Source organism: Serratia sp. CoH_122_TC_1 (assembly GCF_058191755.1).
This window is the reverse complement of record NZ_JBXWLA010000001.1, coordinates 24,219-39,029: the sequence shown is the minus strand read 5'-3', so window position 1 is coordinate 39,029 and position 14,811 is coordinate 24,219. Positions and strand designations below refer to the sequence as shown.

The following is a 14,811-nucleotide window of genomic DNA, read 5'->3' as shown; positions in this document are numbered from 1 at the left end:
CAAAAAGGGAAAGGGCGATTATACAAGAATAACGGCAGCTTGATACATGCAGAGTAGAAGTTGGTGTCCGGGAGTTTGACATCACGAGGCGACTGTGCAAAAAACAGTCTAAAAGGGGGCGCAATTGCCAGGGAAATTCGGCGCAAAGCTGTTATGCTTAATAAAGTTACGCGGTCACTGAAGAGTTCACGATGAAATATCAGCAACTGGAAAATCTGGAGAGCGGTTGGAAATGGAAGTACCTGGTGAAAAAGCACCGGGAAGGGGAAGCTATTACCCGTCACATTGAAAACAGCGTTGCTCAGGAAGCCATTGACGAGCTGCTTAAACTGGAAAATGAGCCGGTAAAAGTGCTTACGTGGATTAGCCGCCACATGAATCCGGAATTGGATAACCGGATGAAGCAAACAATCCGCGCACGACGTAAACGTCATTTTAACGCAGAACATCAACACACGCGTAAAAAATCCATCGATCTGGAATTTTTAGTTTGGCAACGTCTTGCCGCACTTGCCCGTCGCAGAGGGGTAACATTGTCAGAGACAGTGGTACAGCTGATTGAAGATGCGGAACGTAAAGAGAAATATGCGAGCCAGATGTCGCTTTTGAAGCAGGATCTAAAAGCGATTCTTGGTAAAGACGACGAATAACTTGATAACCTGCGAGAGCATTGTTATTGCTAATCTCACATGTTCTGGACGAAAAAAAACCCCGCAATGCGGGGTTTTTTACTAAGAGCGGTAGCTTAGCCTTGTGGCTGAGTTACAACGTCTTTGATACCTTTAACTTCGATCTCTACGCGACGATCTGGTGCCAGGCAATCGATCTGTGCTTTGGTAGCACGGCCAGCTTTGTAGCCACAGGTGTTACCAGTGACGGAATCAGCTTTGCCCATACCACGTGCAGAGATTTTGTCTGAAGGAATACCTTTAGATACCAGGTAATCAACAACGCTTTGTGCGCGTTTTTCAGACAGTTTCTGGTTGTATTGCTCTGAACCAACTGCGTCGGTGTAACCCAGAACTACAACAGAGCCATCTTTAGGATCCATAGAGCTCAGCTGAGTGTACAGCTGGTCCAGAGCCTGTTGGCCTTGTGCTTTCAGAGTAGATTTGTTGAAGTTGAACAGCACGTCAGACTTCAGAGTGAAACGCTTGGTTTCAACAACTGGAGCTGGAGCTGGTGCTGGAGCAACTGGAGCAACAACATCATCCTGACCGAAACGGTAAGAAACACCCAGGCTCAGCATGGTGTTGTCTGGACGAGCGCCGACAGTACCTGCATCACCGATGTTGCTAACGAATTGGTAGTCCAGGCGGGTAGCCCAGTTTTTGGTCAGTGCGTATTCAACACCAACAGCTGCCAACGGAGAAACGCCAGTGTCGTGATCGCTCAGACGTTGGCCAGTTGCACCGTAGTTAGCTTTGGAGTCTGCACGCCATACCATGCCGCCCAGACGAGTGTAGATGTCCAGATCGTCCATGATTGGGTAGCTCAGTTTAGCGGCCAGTTGAACGCCCTGCGCTTTGAAAGCACCGTTGTTCACGCTGCCTTTGTAAGGCATACGGCCAAGCCAGTCATAGCCCAGCTCGAAGCCCAGGTATTGGTTCGCCTGGTAACCCAGGAACGCGCCAGCACCCAGTTGATCTTTATGGGTCGGACCATTGCCGATACCATTCTGGTAACCGTTGCCGTAGAAACCAGTGTCATGGTACTGGGACCAGCCCAGTTTAGCACCAGTGTACCAGGTATTATCTTTTGGGGCGGCTTGCGCTACGGTAGCGAAACCAGCCAGTGCCACTGCTAATGCGATAGCTGTCTTTTTCATTTTGCGCCTCGTTATCATCCAAATAGGCAATGAGCTTTAAAGCTGTTTTAAGCCCTTGGTTAAATTCCTTCGCCAAGGTTTGAGCCCTCGTTTGTTACTCGGCCAGTTTATCTGGCGTTATAGAGCAACCTTGGCGATGTAAAGTCTACAACGTGGCGCGAAAGTTACAAGTGTGATGTGATAAAGCTCTAAAAAAAAACGCAGAATTGTACATATTTGCTAACATTAACCGACCAAAAAACGAGCAAATCTACGCTCGTTTTTTGGTGCGGAACCGCAGCCGCACTCGCTTTGTCCCTGATCCCTGAAAGGTTCCCTTAGAGGGTGATGAAAATGATGGGAAAAATCCTAAATTTACTTAATGATACAAAGAAGAGTGAATTTTTAGGGTGGAACAGTGTCCGTGAACCGGGTTTATGTCACGTTGAGGACGCATAATGAACCCATAAGCGTTACCTAATTCTGCCGCACGCCTTAATTTTAGACGATCTTCTTCTGTAAGATCGGGTAGCCATCCAAGTACGACACTATAGTTACCTGTCAGCAACGCCTTTTCCATTGCTTCAACCGTATCTAGCGAACTGATTTGGCTAAGCTGCACCACTTTTTCGACCGGCAGCCCAGACTGCTGTAACCATAATCTGCTCAGCTTTTGTTGCGGAGTCAGCCATAACAGCCAGCGAGATTGCAGACCTAGTTGCTGCAACAGGGGCAATAACAATTGTGCCACAGCGGGCTGATGCTCGTTGTAAACAAGTTCACTGATAAGGCCATTCTTTTTGCCGGCATCTGTATTTTCTGCAGCATTGTTCACCGCAAAAGAGGTGTGGCTGAAATGGGGTTTGTAGAGTGATTGAGTACGCATAAAGTATCCCGCCCGTAGTGTCACTGTATGTTTATACAGTACATCCTGTTGTGAATAAGATCAACCCAAATATTCGTAGTAGGTCTCATAATCGCGATTGTTTTTTAGACGATGAACTTTAGTGATTGGCATCGCTGCGGATAGTGCGTATTTTTCTAATTACTTGTTCACGTTACCTTTATTTCATTGATGAGGGGAATGATAGGACGGTAACTCACACCAGGAGAACATTATGAAAGGGACATCATCGGGAATGGTCGCACAGGCCAAAGCCTGTTTTTACGCATTAGGGGTTATCACTACACGCTCGCAATTCGGTGGTTACGGGCTACTGGCCGACGGCGTCATGTTCGCCTTGATCGCTGAAGGAGAACTGTACCTTCGGGCGACGGATTCCTTGGAACCCGCCTTTCGTGCACGCGGGATGGTCAATATGGTTTACTCCAAGCGAGGGGTGCCAATTACCATGCGTTATTACTGGGTGGATGAGGTTTTGTGGCGGGATCGCGATGAACTCGTCGGGCTCGCCTGGCAGGCTATTCGCGAAGCTCGCAGAGAGCTCCAAGTCAAAACAGATAACCAGAGTCGGCTTAAAACCTTGCCAAACATCGATATCAATATGGAGCGTTTACTCTGGCGAGCGGGTATTCGTAATGTCTATGACTTGCGGTTGAACGGTGCTAAACGTAGTTATCTTCGCTTATTGCAGCAGCAACATAACCTGGGTCTACGGGTGCTGCTTTCCTTGGGTGGGGCTATTGCCGGTTATCACCATGCGGCTTTACCTTCTGAATTGCGTAGCGAGTTGACCTGTTGGTTTGAGCGAACCGTGTCGTTGCTTCGTCATGGGCATCATCCAGACGTTAGGGGCCTCATAAAAGACCCCGAATAATCATGCCGATTTGCCTATTTGTGCATTAAGCATCGTGAGTTCTGGCAACAGTTCAATTACCAGCCCAATTTGCTGCAATACCAATTGATCTTTGCTTTCCGGTTCTGGTGCCGCGTGTTGGATACGTTCAGCCAGGCTTTCCAAAGCCTGGGTAATGCGCAGATTGTCTTGTTCTTCCAGATGCAGCGCACCATCGACATAACATACTGCGTCGTTCAGCAGATCCAGCGTTGCGGAATTATTCAGTCGTTCACGGTGTGCACCCAGCGCTGAGATATAGCTCAGTAATGTGTGGTTCAAACACAGCAGCCGGAAGGCTGCATCCTGAACCTCTTTATTGGCTTTGGGATCGGCAGACATATTCGAAATCACCGAGGCCAACTCTGCGTCACTGTTGTGCGCATCCCGGCGGGCGATGCGGTATGGAAGGCCGTTATCTTTACCCTGATGGTACTGCACCAAAATTGCGTCCAGATAACGGCAGTTTGCGTTCATTGTTTTACTGACGATTGCCGGTAATTGGCGGAATTTCCAGTCTGGCCAAATGAAACTGACCGCTGCCCAAGCGATAGCACACCCCAAAATGGTGTCGTAAACGCGGGGGGCGGCCACTTCAAAGCCTTCACCCAGCAGGTTAAAGCACAGCAACACCAGTAAGGTAATAAACATGGTGGCATGCGCATACTGCACGGTTCGAAAAGCGAAAAACAGGACGCCGCTAATAACAATCAGCACCATTTGTCCTTCAATCGAAGGCACGAAATAGAGAATTGGCAGGCCGATAAGAATACCGGCTAGCGTGCCGATAATACGCAGCGCAAGCCTGCGACGCGTGGCATTGTAATTGGGTTGGCAGACAAACAGGCTGGTGAGCAGGATCCAATAACCGTGCTGCATACCGGTAAACTGAATAAAGGCGTAACCGATGCACAGCACCACTGACATGCGAATGGCGTGGCGGAACAGGGCCGACTGAGGTGTCAAATGGCGACTAATACGTAAGCGAATATCGCTCCAGCCGGTGAGACGATCATCTGACAAGCTGTTTTCTTCCGCCTGGCCGTTGGCCAGTGCTTGTTCAGACTCGATATTCGCCAACTGCGCGTCAATCGCACGTAAATTTTTCAACAGGTGCGTCAATGCTTTCGTTAACTCACGGTTCTCTGGGGTAACGGTAATCTGCGCTAACGCTTCATCGATACGCCCAAATGCCGGTTCAAAACGTGGGTTATGTTGGTACTTTTGCCGCAGCAAAATCGATTGTGCCAACTGTTGGCATGCGCGCGCCTGCATACTGAGCAAACGCTGAAAACGAAACAGGATATCGCTATGACGGAATTGTCGACTGAGCTCCCGATACTGAACGTGGGCGGAACTGGCACGCTCATGTATGTCTTGTGCAACAAAATAGTAGTGCAATGTGCGGCGGGTCCCACGCTGGCCGCGGTCGCCTTTTAATCGGGTCAGTAATGAAACCTTGGCCTGGTTAAGCGTCGTCATCAGCGCACTGTTGGCCATGGCAACGTCCATCCACGGCAAGTCTGCATCATGTTCGACGTCGGGATCAAACAGGTTGGCCTTGGCATCCAGATAATTCGCCAACTGATTATAACAACGCGCCAAATTTTCCTGCAAAGGGCGGATGGGGAAAATCAGGTGACCAATCAATGTCAGCAGGTTGTACCAAAGAGCGCCAAGGATCAGCAACGTCGGTTGTTGATACCACGCGTCATACATCGAGGCGCCGAGCATGGTATACACTGCGATCAGTAAAGCTCCAAACGCAATGGTGGCGTAACGTTGCCCCAACGCGCCCAGCAATATAAAGCCGCAGGTTGACGTGGTCAGGCCAAGAGCAAACAACCAGGGATAAGGGAACAGCAGTTCAATGGAGGCGGACGCAACAAAGAAGCAGACCAGCGTGATCACCAGATTACGCAGTCTGCCAGTCAAACGGTCATCCAGATCGGTCAATGCCGCTGCCACGACACCCAGCGTCAGCGGAATGGTGAGCTTGGGGATGGCGAGCCACCAAGGTACGGCGGCTGCGCCGGCCAGCGCGATAAAAATGCGCAGGTCATAAAGCAGGTTGCTGTTGTAGGCATAACGGCGTATTGCTGGTGCAAAAGAAAGCACGAAAAACTCCTCAGACGGAGAAAAAATTAACGCTGTTGATACTGACGCCGTGCATTTTCAGTTCTGGCTTGTTGTGCCATTTCAACTGATACCACGCGACGACCCACTGGCCACAGGGCAATAGCGGCAATTTTGAAATTGGCAATTCCCACCGGAATACCAATAATTGTCACGCACTGCACAATACCTGCGGCGATATGTGACAGGCACAACCACCAGCCGAACAGGATCAGCCAGATGATATTAAGTAGCGAACCGCTGGCGGAAAGTAGCACGTTGCTTTTTTCCGGATACAGTTCATTTACGTGAATGGCTTCGTTGCCGAAAGGCACTAAAGACAGCTTGGTGATTTCCCAGCAGGAACGGGTCAGTGGCAGGGTGATGATCAGCACAACGCTAAATACCGTTGCGACCAGCCAGCCAAGGGTGGTGAAAAAACCGCCCAACACAAAATTAAGAATATTCAGTACAGTACGCATAGTCGTCATTCTGCTCTAATGATGGCCAAACCGCGATGCGGTTGCGCTTGGTATCAAAACGCAAATTCTATTCTACCCTTTTTTTAGCGCTAGAGTGCCACTGCTTATCACAGGTAAACTGGCAGGTATCCGTTATTTAAACTCAACATGGTTATGGCGCGACGATATGGAACTTAAAGCGACATCGCTGGGGAAACACCTGGCTCAGCATCCTTACAATCGTGTGCGGTTGTTGCACGCCGGTGTTGAGGTGAGCGGTGAAAAGCATGAATACCTTATTCCTTTCAATCAATTAATTCAGGTCAGATGCAAACGCGGTATCGTCTGGGGCGAGCTGGAGTTTGAGCTGCCAGATGAGAAAGTCGTGCGCTTGCATGGTACTGAATGGCAGGAAACTCAGCGCTTCTATCATTACTTGCAACAGGTCTGGCAGCAGTGGAGCGCGGAGATGAGCGAGGTCAGCGCGGGAGTGTTGCAAGAACAGGTTGAGCATATCCAACGTATCGAGCAACAGGATAAGTGGTTTAAAAAATCCGAACTGGGCAAATTACAGCAACAAATCCACCAGTCATTTGGCGCCCTGCCAATGCCGGTGGCACGTCTTGAGACGTTCGACAACTGTCGGGATGATTATCAGCTTTGCCAACAATGGTTGCAGCACGGCTTACGCAGCGTTGCACATCGCAATCAACAGTGGACAGAACGCATGTTGGAGACGCATCACGATTTCTTCCAAAACATCGAAAGTTCACCGCTGAATGATTCGCAAAGCCGTGCCGTGGTCAATGGAGAAGACTCCGTATTGGTACTGGCGGGGGCCGGGAGCGGCAAAACCTCGGTGCTGGTGGCTCGCGCAGGTTGGTTGCTGCGCCGTCAGGAGGCTGAGCCCGGGCAGATATTGCTGCTGGCGTTTGGTCGTCAGGCGGCAGAAGAGATGAACGAACGTATTCAGGCGCGTTTGGGTAAGGTGGCTATTCAGGCCAAAACGTTCCATGCCCTGGCGCTGCAGATCATCCAACAGGGTAATCGTAAAGTGCCGGCGATCAGTAAGCTGGAAACCGACAGCAAGGCTCGGCGCGCTTTGCTGATGACGCATTGGCAACAGCAATGTGCAGAGAAAAAAACGCAGGCCAAAGGGTGGCGTCAATGGTTAACGGAAGAACTTGAGTGGGAGGTGCCTGAAGGCGATTTTTGGCATGACAAACGTCTGGCTGAACGCCTGGCGGGGCGGCTCGAGCGCTGGTTGGGGCTGATGCGCATGCACGGGGGTAGCCAGGCAGAGATGATAGAGCAGGCAGATGAAGAGGTCCGTGACCTGTTTTCAAAACGCATCCGGTTGATGGCACCCTTGCTGAAAGCCTGGAAGGGGGCGTTAAAAGAGGAAGGTGCGGTCGACTTCTCTGGTCTGATCCATCAGGCGGTCAATATTTTGGAAAAAGGGCGCTTTGTCAGCTCGTGGAAGCATATCCTGGTGGATGAATTCCAGGATATCTCACCACAACGTGCGCAATTACTGGCTGCACTGCGTAAACAGAATAAACAAACTTGTCTGTTTGCCGTGGGAGACGATTGGCAGGCGATTTACCGCTTCAGCGGTGCCGAACTGACGCTCACCACCGCATTTGCCGAGAACTTTGGCGAAGGTGCCCAGTGCGCGCTTGATACCACTTATCGTTTTAATGAACGTATCGGTGAGGTGGCGAATCGCTTTGTGCAGCAGAACCCTCATCAGCTGAAAAAACCGTTGAACAGCCTGAGTAAAGGCAATAAGAAATCGGTGGCCCTTTTACCGCATGAACAGCTTGAGAACTTATTGGATAAGCTGAGTGGTTACGCTAAGCCTGAAGAGCGCATTTTGGTATTAGCCCGTTACCATCATTTGAAACCGCAAGTGTTGTCCAAAGCCGCAACCCGTTGGCCCAAACTGACTATTGAGTTTATGACTATCCATGCCAGTAAAGGACAGCAGGCTGAATATGTGATTATTGCCGGTTTGCACGAGGGCAACGATGGCTTCCCTGCTGTCGCACGTGAGTCCGTTCTGGAAGATGTGTTGTTACCTCAACCGGAAGACTTCCCAGATGCGGAGGAGCGGCGGTTGCTGTATGTGGCGTTGACTCGCGCCAAACACCAAGTGTGGCTGTTGCAGGATCCTGAGCGTCCGTCAGTGTTTGTTGAACAACTGCAAGATCTCGGGGTGCCATCGCAGAAGAAACCTTAAACCTGAGGCCTGGCGGTGGCCAGGCCTTCATCGTTACTTCAGACGATCCTGCAAATAGCGTTGATAGTCAGGGATCGCGATTTCAACTTCACTTTTGAACAGCGATGAGTCGATGAGGAAGTCGGCTGTAGAGCGGTTGGTCGCGACGGGGATATTCCAGACGGTGGCCAGGCGCAGCAGCGCTTTCACATCGGGATCATGTGGAACCGCATTCAACGGGTCCCAGAAGAAAATCAGCATATCAATTTTGCCTTCGGCAATCAGCGCACCGACCTGTTGATCACCGCCCATTGGCCCACTCAGCATGCTTTGTACGGGAATACCGCTGGCACGTTGGATCAGGTTGCCCGTGGTGCCGGTGGCATACAGTTGATGCTGTTCCAGCACGGACTTATTGTCTTCAACCCATGCAAGCAGGGCTTGTTTACGGTGATCGTGTGCCACCAGCGCAATATGTTTGCGCGCGGCGATAGTGCGGGTAGTAAATTCCATCTTGGTGTCCTTCGCGAATCAGGTGATGTGCGACAGATTACTGAAACTGCTTTTCACTGCCTAGCGTTTACACCTGAAAATGCGAAGAAAGCGCGCCTTTAGATAAAAGGCGCCAGAAGCTTAATGCACAGGCTGCTTGTTTGCCCAATGGAGAAAACGCTTCTGCGTCTCTTTGTCTGCTTGTAAGAACCAGTATTGCAGCATCTGCTCAGAAACGTTTTCACCTTTCAGCGTCACCGTGGGGGCGTTTAACGCTGCACTGGCCAGAGGGGGGGTTGGCGCGGTGGCGCGAACCTGTGAAAAGGCCGGCACTGAGGCTGGGCGATTCTGGCTATTGTAATCCGCCATCACTTTTTCCAGGTCGGCACTGAGCGTAGCGCCATCAGGGTGCAGTACGTCGTGCCTCATGGCCAGCGCGTTGCCATTTTTATCAATAACCTGATAGTTAAGTGTTTTATCGAATCTCTGGCCATCCCGAACATTTTCAATACGTGGCAGCTCAATAGCAACGGAGCTCACATTCTGCGTATTGAAGGTCGCAATCAGCGGCAGAGAGGTGTAAGCCGTGCGGTCGCTCTGCCCTGTACGTACTGACTTAGCCACTTTAAACAGCAACTGATGCTGCCCACCATCCAGTTCTAAACTGTCGGCACCTTTTAACAACGATCCTGTCATTTTCTTGCCGTCGACCACCAACAGGTCGATGTCGGGGGAGAGTTTCAGGGTCGTAGCTACGGCAGGCATGCTAATACTGATGCTGAGCAGCCCCGCAACCATCAGACCAAATTTCATCGTTATCTCCTTATAAGTGGCATCGCTATTAGTGTTGAACAGGCTACAGACTGTGTCAAAGTTTTTCAGCATTACCGTTTCATTTACAAATGTACACATTTATATTTATTTTGACATTTATTGGGCGCGGCACATGCTGGCAGTGACAGCATCAGACCGCAAAAATGGCTGGGAGTTTCCATGCGTGTGCGTTTAGCCGATCCCAGATCAATGGGTTACACTCGAGGTAGGAAAATACCCGTGAATAATTGGGAGCGGAGAATGCAAGATCATGACATTGCCGGCCTGCTACAGCAGGTGAAAACCATTGCACTGGTTGGCGCCAGTGATAAACCCAACCGGCCAAGCTTTGGTGTGATGGCCTATCTACTTTCGCAGGGATATCAGGTTATACCGGTCAGCCCAAAGTTGGCAGGGCAAACACTGCTCGGTCAACAGGTCTATGCCACGCTAAATGATGTCCCACAGCCGGTAGATATGGTCGATGTATTCCGAAATTCAGAAGCGGCCTATGAGGTGGCGCAAGACGCCATTGCGATCGGTGCCAAGGCATTGTGGTTGCAAATAGGCGTCATTAATGAGCAGGCTGCGGCATTGGCGGCCGAGGCAGGGCTGAAAGTAGTGATGGATCGTTGCCCTAAAATCGAGATCCCGCGTTTGGGGCTAGAGCGCTAAATAAAATAAAAGGCCTGGCATCGTGCCAGGCCCTTATGGGTGTTTCTCAGGCCTGGCACATCAATTGCGCAGGCGGGGGGCTTGTAACTGGTGACGGATAGATTCCGCCAATTCATCCAGCGATGGCTGTTCAGGATGAGCATCCTGCGCTTCCCCATCTAACTGTGCTTCCGCCAGATAGGTATGCACCGGTTGCCCTTCTTCGTCTTCCATCACCACGTGGTACCAAGGGGCAAAACGCAGGTCAGTATTCGCTGCTATTTCATCAGCTTTAGGCTGCTCCATAGAGTATTCAGGATCGATATCAATCACGACCCCCAAATACCCCAGCAGCTTATGCCGAACTTGTTGTCCGATACCGAATTTGCTGGCAATCATGATGACCTCCTGAGAAACAGTGCCTTACTCTCTATATGAGGGCAAAACAGCGTATTTCAAGTTACATCACCCGACACGCAAACCCTTTCAAATACAGCCCTTCAGGATAAGTCGCGATAACCGGGTGATCGGCAGCCTGACGATACTGCTCTATAAATTGTACATCACGCCCGGCGTCTACAGCGGCATCGGCCAAAATTTTCTGGAATAGTTCGGTTGGCATCAGACCGGAACACGAGAAGCTGAGCAAAATTCCACCCGGATTCAGCAACTGCAGCGCCAACATGTTGATATCTTTGTATCCGCGGCATGCGCTGGCCAATTGATTCTTGTTTTCGACGAACTTCGGCGGATCCATAATGATCAGATCGAATTTCTCACCCTGGGTACGGTAGGCACGCAACAGCTGGAAGACGTCATCACGCACAAATTCGGCTTTGCTCAGATCAAGTTGGTTCAGTTCGACGTTCTGTTTGGCGATATCCAGTGCCGCTTGCGATGTGTCGACACTGATCACCTGAGTACAACCGCCCATCAGTGCCGATACGGCGAAGGCGCCGGTATAGGAGAAGCAGTTAAGTACACGTCGGCCGGCAGAATAATTGCGGGCAGCCAGGCGACTGTCACGTTGGTCAAGGTAAAAACCGGTTTTATGGCCTTGCTGGATATCGACCAGCAGTTTCATGCCATGTTCGGTGATTGGCAGCAAATCAGGGGGCAGATCGCCCACAACCAAGCCTTGCGCCAACGGCAAACCTTCTTTTTTACGCACCGCGACATCTGAACGATCGTAGATGGCACATTCCGGGTAGCAGTGTTGCAAAGCGGTAATCAGCGGAGCACGCTGATATTCGGCCCCTGCGGACAGCAATTGCAGTACCAGGAAGTTCTGGAAGCGATCGATAGTGATGCCCGGCATGCCGTCGGACTCACCGGCGATCAGGCGATAGCCATCTAGCCCGTCACGTTCTGCAACCCAGTCGCGCCAGCTTTGCGCCTGTTGTAAGCGGCGGATGAAGAATTCGATGTTAATCTCTTCATCATGCTGGAAAGTCCAGACACGGGCGCGGATTTGCGATTCTGGCGAGTAGGCGCCGCGCGCTAACCATTTTCCCTGGGCGTCATGAATATCAATGGTTTCACCGGAAAGGGCTTTACCTTCAATACGTTGAACAGCGCCAGAGAATACCCATGGGTGGCGACGGAGTAAGGACTTTTCACGTCCTTTGGCGAGAAACAGGCGTACGGTCATAATTAAGAATGCTGCCAGCTAGGTAAAAAGAGTGATATCGCCGTACGGAAACACAGGCAATACCATAAACGATAGTGATAAGGGGGTCGATTATGACACAAGTTTGCATTGCTGCGTATGTCTATGGCGTGGTGCAGGGCGTAGGGTTTCGCTATAACACTCAGCATCAGGCGACTGCGTTGGGATTAAGCGGTTATGCGCGTAATCTTGATGACGGCAGCGTTGAAGTGGTGGCCTGCGGTGCACAACCGCAGGTAGACAAGCTGGTGGAATGGCTGAAAAATGGCGGCCCGCGTAGCGCACGTGTCGATCGCGTACTGGTAGAGCCACGCGGCACGGCCGATTATCAAGGTTTCAGCATTCGCTATTAATGCATCAGATGCATTTTACCGGTTTTGGCAGACCCGCTATTTTTGTTGCCTGCTTGGCTGGCCCTTTAGGGAATAAACGGTAGAGATAGCGGCTGTTGCCTTTCTCTTCACCGTACTTCTGCGCCATGGCTTTGACCAACATGCGGATTGCCGGTGAGGTATTAAACTCCAGGTAAAAGCCGCGTACGAAACGCACGACTTCCCAATGTGCCTCGGTAAGCGTTATTTCTTCCTGGGCGGCCAGCAAAGGCGCGAGGGCCTCATGCCAGTCGGCGCTGTTTTTCAGGTAACCCTGTGCGTCGGTTTCAATAACCTGACCTTCATACTCCAACATACTGCCTCGGTAACGGGTAATTCAGAACGGTCGCCAGTTTAGCAAACTTTGCCGCTGCAAAAAATAAAGCCCCGCCGGAGCGGGGCTTTAGGTATTTATCACGTGCGATATCAGTTGCTGCGTGCGAAGCCTAAAATGCTCAACAGGCTGATGAACATGTTGTACAGCGACACATACAGGCTGACGGTGGCGCGGATATAGTTAGTCTCGCCGCCGTGAATAATGTTGCTGGTCTCCCACAGGATTGCGCCTGCAGAGAACAAGATAAACAGCGCGCTGATAGCCAGATGCAGGGCAGGGATCTGCAGGAACAGGTTAGCGATGACGGCAACCAGCAGTACCACAAACCCAGCCATCATCATCCCAGACAGGAATGACATATCCTTGCGCGTGGTTAGCACGTAGGCTGAACAGCAGAAGAACACGACTGCAGTGCCACCCAATGCAAGCATAATCAGGTCGCCAGCACCGGTATTAATGAATGAACTGAGGATTGGCCCCAGGGCATAACCCATAAAACCGGTCAGTGCGAATGCGGCCAGAATGCCCGCAGGGCTGTTTGCCAGCTTGTGGGTCAGGAACATCAACCCATAAAAACCGACCAGCATCAGCAACAGACCCGGTGCCGGCAACCCCAACATGGTGCTGGCAGTGGCGGTAAGCGCCGAAAACGCCAGCGTCAAAGAAAGTAGAAAATACGTGTTACGCAAAACCTTATGTGTACTCAGCAACGAGTCACGCGAGGAGGATGAGACGACAATACGGTCCATAATGATCTCTCTTATCAGGTCATCACAAAATTAGTGACGATGATAGGCAGCGCAAGCGTTTGATTAAAGTTTGTTTACCAATCTTTACCCTTAGTTATCATTGTTGCAACCTTAAGCGGGAGTTGATGGTTTCTTCAACGCTTACGCGTCAAGTGCTGGTTTTTCGTTCGGTTGAACGGTAATGGGCTTTACAAGCGGATCAGCTCTGTTTATAGTTCGGCTCGTTGCGGAGGGGTGGCCGAGTGGCTGAAGGCAACGGTCTTGAAAACCGTCGACGGGAAACCGTTCCAGAGTTCGAATCTCTGCTCCTCCGCCATTATTTAGCTCATGTTATTTATTAACATGGGCTTTTTTGTTTTATGCCATCCAGTATGCCAATTCCGCCTGCCTTGCGCTGGTAGCCATGAGAATACATTGGACAGGTTATCATTCACCTCCGGTTTCATCTTGTTGCCAGCGCTCCCGGATAATGTCTGGCGATAATGTCATTCAACTTATCAACCCGTTCCCGTCACTTAAATGTGATACGCGCCATTCCCTTCTGAAATTCTTAATAGAAAACGTCTCATCCTTATAGCGGGCGCTGTGCCGCTCCTCATGGATATATTCGTCCAGATGATGGGTAACATCGGGGCGGTTGTCGGGAATAGGTTGGCCATCGAGTATCATCGCATGCGCTCAAGATCGGCTAACTTGCCACCTTGCCAGCCCCAGTTGAGTCCAAATCCCCATTCGTCGTGTTTTACGACACCTTCCACAATAATCTTTTTCCCGAATATGCAGGGACTATTCGATTTGTAGTCCCCACTAAGATTTTTGAACATGTTGATAACGCTCCGCTCAAACACCTCTCCCTTGCTCTGAGGGAGTTGTTCAAAAGAACTGGGGATGTTGGCTTCGCTGACGGTTCGGTCTGCATGTTTTGTCTCCATAAATAAAAATACCCGCCGGTTTAAGGGCGGGCGCTATGCGATGTTGTTAAGAGTGTTACTCGGGGAAATGGCGGTGTTAGCGTCAGGGATTACCAATCGAATAGGGCAAAGCCCGGCAGGGGGACAGACTGACAGGGTTCGAACTACTGAGGCGGCGGGGGATGCATCGATGCGCATAGTACCTTTTCAGTCGAAAGCACCGCATGCCGTTATCCTGGGAGCGCAGAGAGTGTGAATAGGAGAGTAGAATCGATATTCTTAGCCGGGTTGCACAACCCATGATTTCCTCACCCCCGTATGTTACGAGATAAATAAATTTATCTTAAGTAAAAGATAGCGACCTTACCGCTAAATCTGATCGTTGCATTTTTGCTTGCCCAGTTATGCGTGGCCT

15 protein-coding genes, 1 tRNA gene and 1 pseudogene are annotated in these 14,811 nt (G+C 50.7%); 6 read left to right on the top strand and 11 right to left on the bottom strand.

Going from position 1 to position 14,811, the window contains the following annotated elements; translation table 11 throughout:
* Nucleotides 1–191 precede the first annotated feature (191 nt).
* Entirely contained in the window at nt 192–650 is a 459-nt protein-coding gene (matP, locus tag AC2FC2_RS00200) for a macrodomain Ter protein MatP (RefSeq protein ID WP_209632599.1), read from the top strand.
* Between the two features lie 95 nt (nt 651–745).
* On the opposite strand, the gene ompA is transcribed toward matP, so the two are convergent.
* Both ompA and sulA read right to left on the bottom strand, forming a co-directional pair.
* Nucleotides 746–1,828 carry a porin OmpA gene (gene ompA, locus AC2FC2_RS00195; protein WP_061807249.1) on the bottom strand — a complete coding sequence of 361 codons (1,083 nt, stop codon included), beginning with the start codon at nt 1,826–1,828 and terminating at the stop codon, nt 746–748.
* A 358-nt stretch (nt 1,829–2,186) separates the two neighbouring features.
* The gene (sulA, locus tag AC2FC2_RS00190) at nt 2,187–2,693 is read right to left on the bottom strand and encodes an SOS-induced cell division inhibitor SulA (RefSeq protein ID WP_209632601.1); all 507 of its coding nucleotides are present in this window, start codon (nt 2,691–2,693) and stop codon (nt 2,187–2,189) included.
* Between the two features lie 232 nt (nt 2,694–2,925).
* Here sulA and AC2FC2_RS00185 point away from each other — a divergent pair, with 232 nt between their 5' ends.
* On the top strand, nt 2,926–3,585 hold the full coding sequence (locus tag AC2FC2_RS00185) for a TfoX/Sxy family DNA transformation protein (protein ID WP_265555126.1): 660 nt from the start codon (nt 2,926–2,928) through the stop codon (nt 3,583–3,585).
* Here AC2FC2_RS00185 and yccS read toward each other — a convergent pair whose 3' ends face one another.
* Together yccS and AC2FC2_RS00175 are read right to left on the bottom strand one after the other, a co-directional pair.
* Nucleotides 3,586–5,721: a YccS family putative transporter gene (yccS, locus tag AC2FC2_RS00180; protein ID WP_209632603.1), complete on the bottom strand. Its 2,136-nt coding sequence runs from the start codon at nt 5,719–5,721 to the stop codon at nt 3,586–3,588. It abuts the gene before it with no gap.
* Nucleotides 5,722–5,747: 26 nt separating this feature from the next.
* Nucleotides 5,748–6,200: a YccF domain-containing protein gene (locus AC2FC2_RS00175; protein WP_209632604.1), complete on the bottom strand. Its 453-nt coding sequence runs from the start codon at nt 6,198–6,200 to the stop codon at nt 5,748–5,750.
* 166 nt (nt 6,201–6,366) lie between these two features.
* On the opposite strand from AC2FC2_RS00175, the gene helD reads away from it, so the two are divergent.
* Nucleotides 6,367–8,421: a DNA helicase IV gene (gene helD, locus AC2FC2_RS00170; RefSeq protein WP_490658506.1), complete on the top strand. Its 2,055-nt coding sequence runs from the start codon at nt 6,367–6,369 to the stop codon at nt 8,419–8,421.
* 33 nt (nt 8,422–8,454) lie between these two features.
* On the opposite strand, the gene AC2FC2_RS00165 is transcribed toward helD, so the two are convergent.
* Both AC2FC2_RS00165 and AC2FC2_RS00160 read right to left on the bottom strand, forming a co-directional pair.
* Complete coding sequence (locus AC2FC2_RS00165; protein WP_265555122.1) at nt 8,455–8,913, bottom strand: methylglyoxal synthase; 459 nt, start codon at nt 8,911–8,913, stop codon at nt 8,455–8,457.
* A 120-nt stretch (nt 8,914–9,033) separates the two neighbouring features.
* Entirely contained in the window at nt 9,034–9,705 is a 672-nt protein-coding gene (locus AC2FC2_RS00160) for a DUF2057 family protein (RefSeq protein WP_490658505.1), read from the bottom strand.
* A gap of 261 nt (nt 9,706–9,966) precedes the next feature.
* On the opposite strand from AC2FC2_RS00160, the gene AC2FC2_RS00155 reads away from it, so the two are divergent.
* Entirely contained in the window at nt 9,967–10,380 is a 414-nt protein-coding gene (locus AC2FC2_RS00155; protein WP_209632608.1) for a CoA-binding protein, read from the top strand.
* Between the two features lie 60 nt (nt 10,381–10,440).
* On the opposite strand, the gene hspQ is transcribed toward AC2FC2_RS00155, so the two are convergent.
* Both hspQ and rlmI read right to left on the bottom strand, forming a co-directional pair.
* Nucleotides 10,441–10,758 carry a heat shock protein HspQ gene (gene hspQ, locus AC2FC2_RS00150; protein ID WP_020826181.1) on the bottom strand — a complete coding sequence of 106 codons (318 nt, stop codon included), beginning with the start codon at nt 10,756–10,758 and terminating at the stop codon, nt 10,441–10,443.
* A gap of 61 nt (nt 10,759–10,819) precedes the next feature.
* Nucleotides 10,820–12,010, bottom strand: a complete 1,191-nt coding sequence (rlmI, locus tag AC2FC2_RS00145) for a 23S rRNA (cytosine(1962)-C(5))-methyltransferase RlmI (RefSeq protein ID WP_265555116.1) — start codon at nt 12,008–12,010, stop codon at nt 10,820–10,822.
* 92 nt (nt 12,011–12,102) lie between these two features.
* On the opposite strand from rlmI, the gene yccX reads away from it, so the two are divergent.
* Nucleotides 12,103–12,381 (top strand): acylphosphatase, encoded by a 279-nt coding sequence (gene yccX, locus AC2FC2_RS00140; protein ID WP_209632621.1) that lies wholly within the window; start codon nt 12,103–12,105, stop codon nt 12,379–12,381.
* Nucleotides 12,382–12,385: 4 nt separating this feature from the next.
* Here the strand turns inward: yccX and tusE are convergent, their stop codons facing one another.
* Nucleotides 12,386–12,715: a sulfurtransferase TusE gene (tusE, locus tag AC2FC2_RS00135; protein ID WP_037419323.1), complete on the bottom strand. Its 330-nt coding sequence runs from the start codon at nt 12,713–12,715 to the stop codon at nt 12,386–12,388.
* Nucleotides 12,716–12,825: 110 nt separating this feature from the next.
* The gene (yccA, locus tag AC2FC2_RS00130; RefSeq protein WP_004942825.1) at nt 12,826–13,485 is read right to left on the bottom strand and encodes an FtsH protease modulator YccA; all 660 of its coding nucleotides are present in this window, start codon (nt 13,483–13,485) and stop codon (nt 12,826–12,828) included.
* A gap of 228 nt (nt 13,486–13,713) precedes the next feature.
* On the opposite strand from yccA, the gene AC2FC2_RS00125 reads away from it, so the two are divergent.
* A tRNA-Ser gene (locus AC2FC2_RS00125) sits at nt 13,714–13,801 on the top strand.
* A gap of 126 nt (nt 13,802–13,927) precedes the next feature.
* Here AC2FC2_RS00125 and AC2FC2_RS00120 read toward each other — a convergent pair.
* Nucleotides 13,928–14,390, bottom strand: a pseudogene (locus AC2FC2_RS00120) (DUF4942 domain-containing protein); the annotation flags it as partial.
* Nucleotides 14,391–14,811 lie beyond the last annotated feature (421 nt).

Excerpts from the sequence above, each read along its gene's own strand:
- tusE (WP_037419323.1), bottom strand. The coding sequence starts at position 12,715 with ATGTTGGAGTATGAAGGTCAGGTTATTGAAACCGACGCACAGGGTTAC.
- rlmI (WP_265555116.1), bottom strand. The coding sequence starts at position 12,010 with ATGACCGTACGCCTGTTTCTCGCCAAAGGACGTGAAAAGTCCTTACTC.
- sulA (WP_209632601.1), bottom strand. The coding sequence starts at position 2,693 with ATGCGTACTCAATCACTCTACAAACCCCATTTCAGCCACACCTCTTTT.
- matP (WP_209632599.1), top strand. The coding sequence starts at position 192 with ATGAAATATCAGCAACTGGAAAATCTGGAGAGCGGTTGGAAATGGAAG.
- yccX (WP_209632621.1), top strand. The coding sequence starts at position 12,103 with ATGACACAAGTTTGCATTGCTGCGTATGTCTATGGCGTGGTGCAGGGC.
- AC2FC2_RS00185 (WP_265555126.1), top strand. The coding sequence starts at position 2,926 with ATGAAAGGGACATCATCGGGAATGGTCGCACAGGCCAAAGCCTGTTTT.
- ompA (WP_061807249.1), bottom strand. The coding sequence starts at position 1,828 with ATGAAAAAGACAGCTATCGCATTAGCAGTGGCACTGGCTGGTTTCGCT.
- AC2FC2_RS00155 (WP_209632608.1), top strand. The coding sequence starts at position 9,967 with ATGCAAGATCATGACATTGCCGGCCTGCTACAGCAGGTGAAAACCATT.
- AC2FC2_RS00160 (WP_490658505.1), bottom strand. The coding sequence starts at position 9,705 with ATGAAATTTGGTCTGATGGTTGCGGGGCTGCTCAGCATCAGTATTAGC.
- hspQ (WP_020826181.1), bottom strand. The coding sequence starts at position 10,758 with ATGATTGCCAGCAAATTCGGTATCGGACAACAAGTTCGGCATAAGCTG.
- AC2FC2_RS00165 (WP_265555122.1), bottom strand. The coding sequence starts at position 8,913 with ATGGAATTTACTACCCGCACTATCGCCGCGCGCAAACATATTGCGCTG.
- yccA (WP_004942825.1), bottom strand. The coding sequence starts at position 13,485 with ATGGACCGTATTGTCGTCTCATCCTCCTCGCGTGACTCGTTGCTGAGT.
- helD (WP_490658506.1), top strand. The coding sequence starts at position 6,367 with ATGGAACTTAAAGCGACATCGCTGGGGAAACACCTGGCTCAGCATCCT.
- AC2FC2_RS00175 (WP_209632604.1), bottom strand. The coding sequence starts at position 6,200 with ATGCGTACTGTACTGAATATTCTTAATTTTGTGTTGGGCGGTTTTTTC.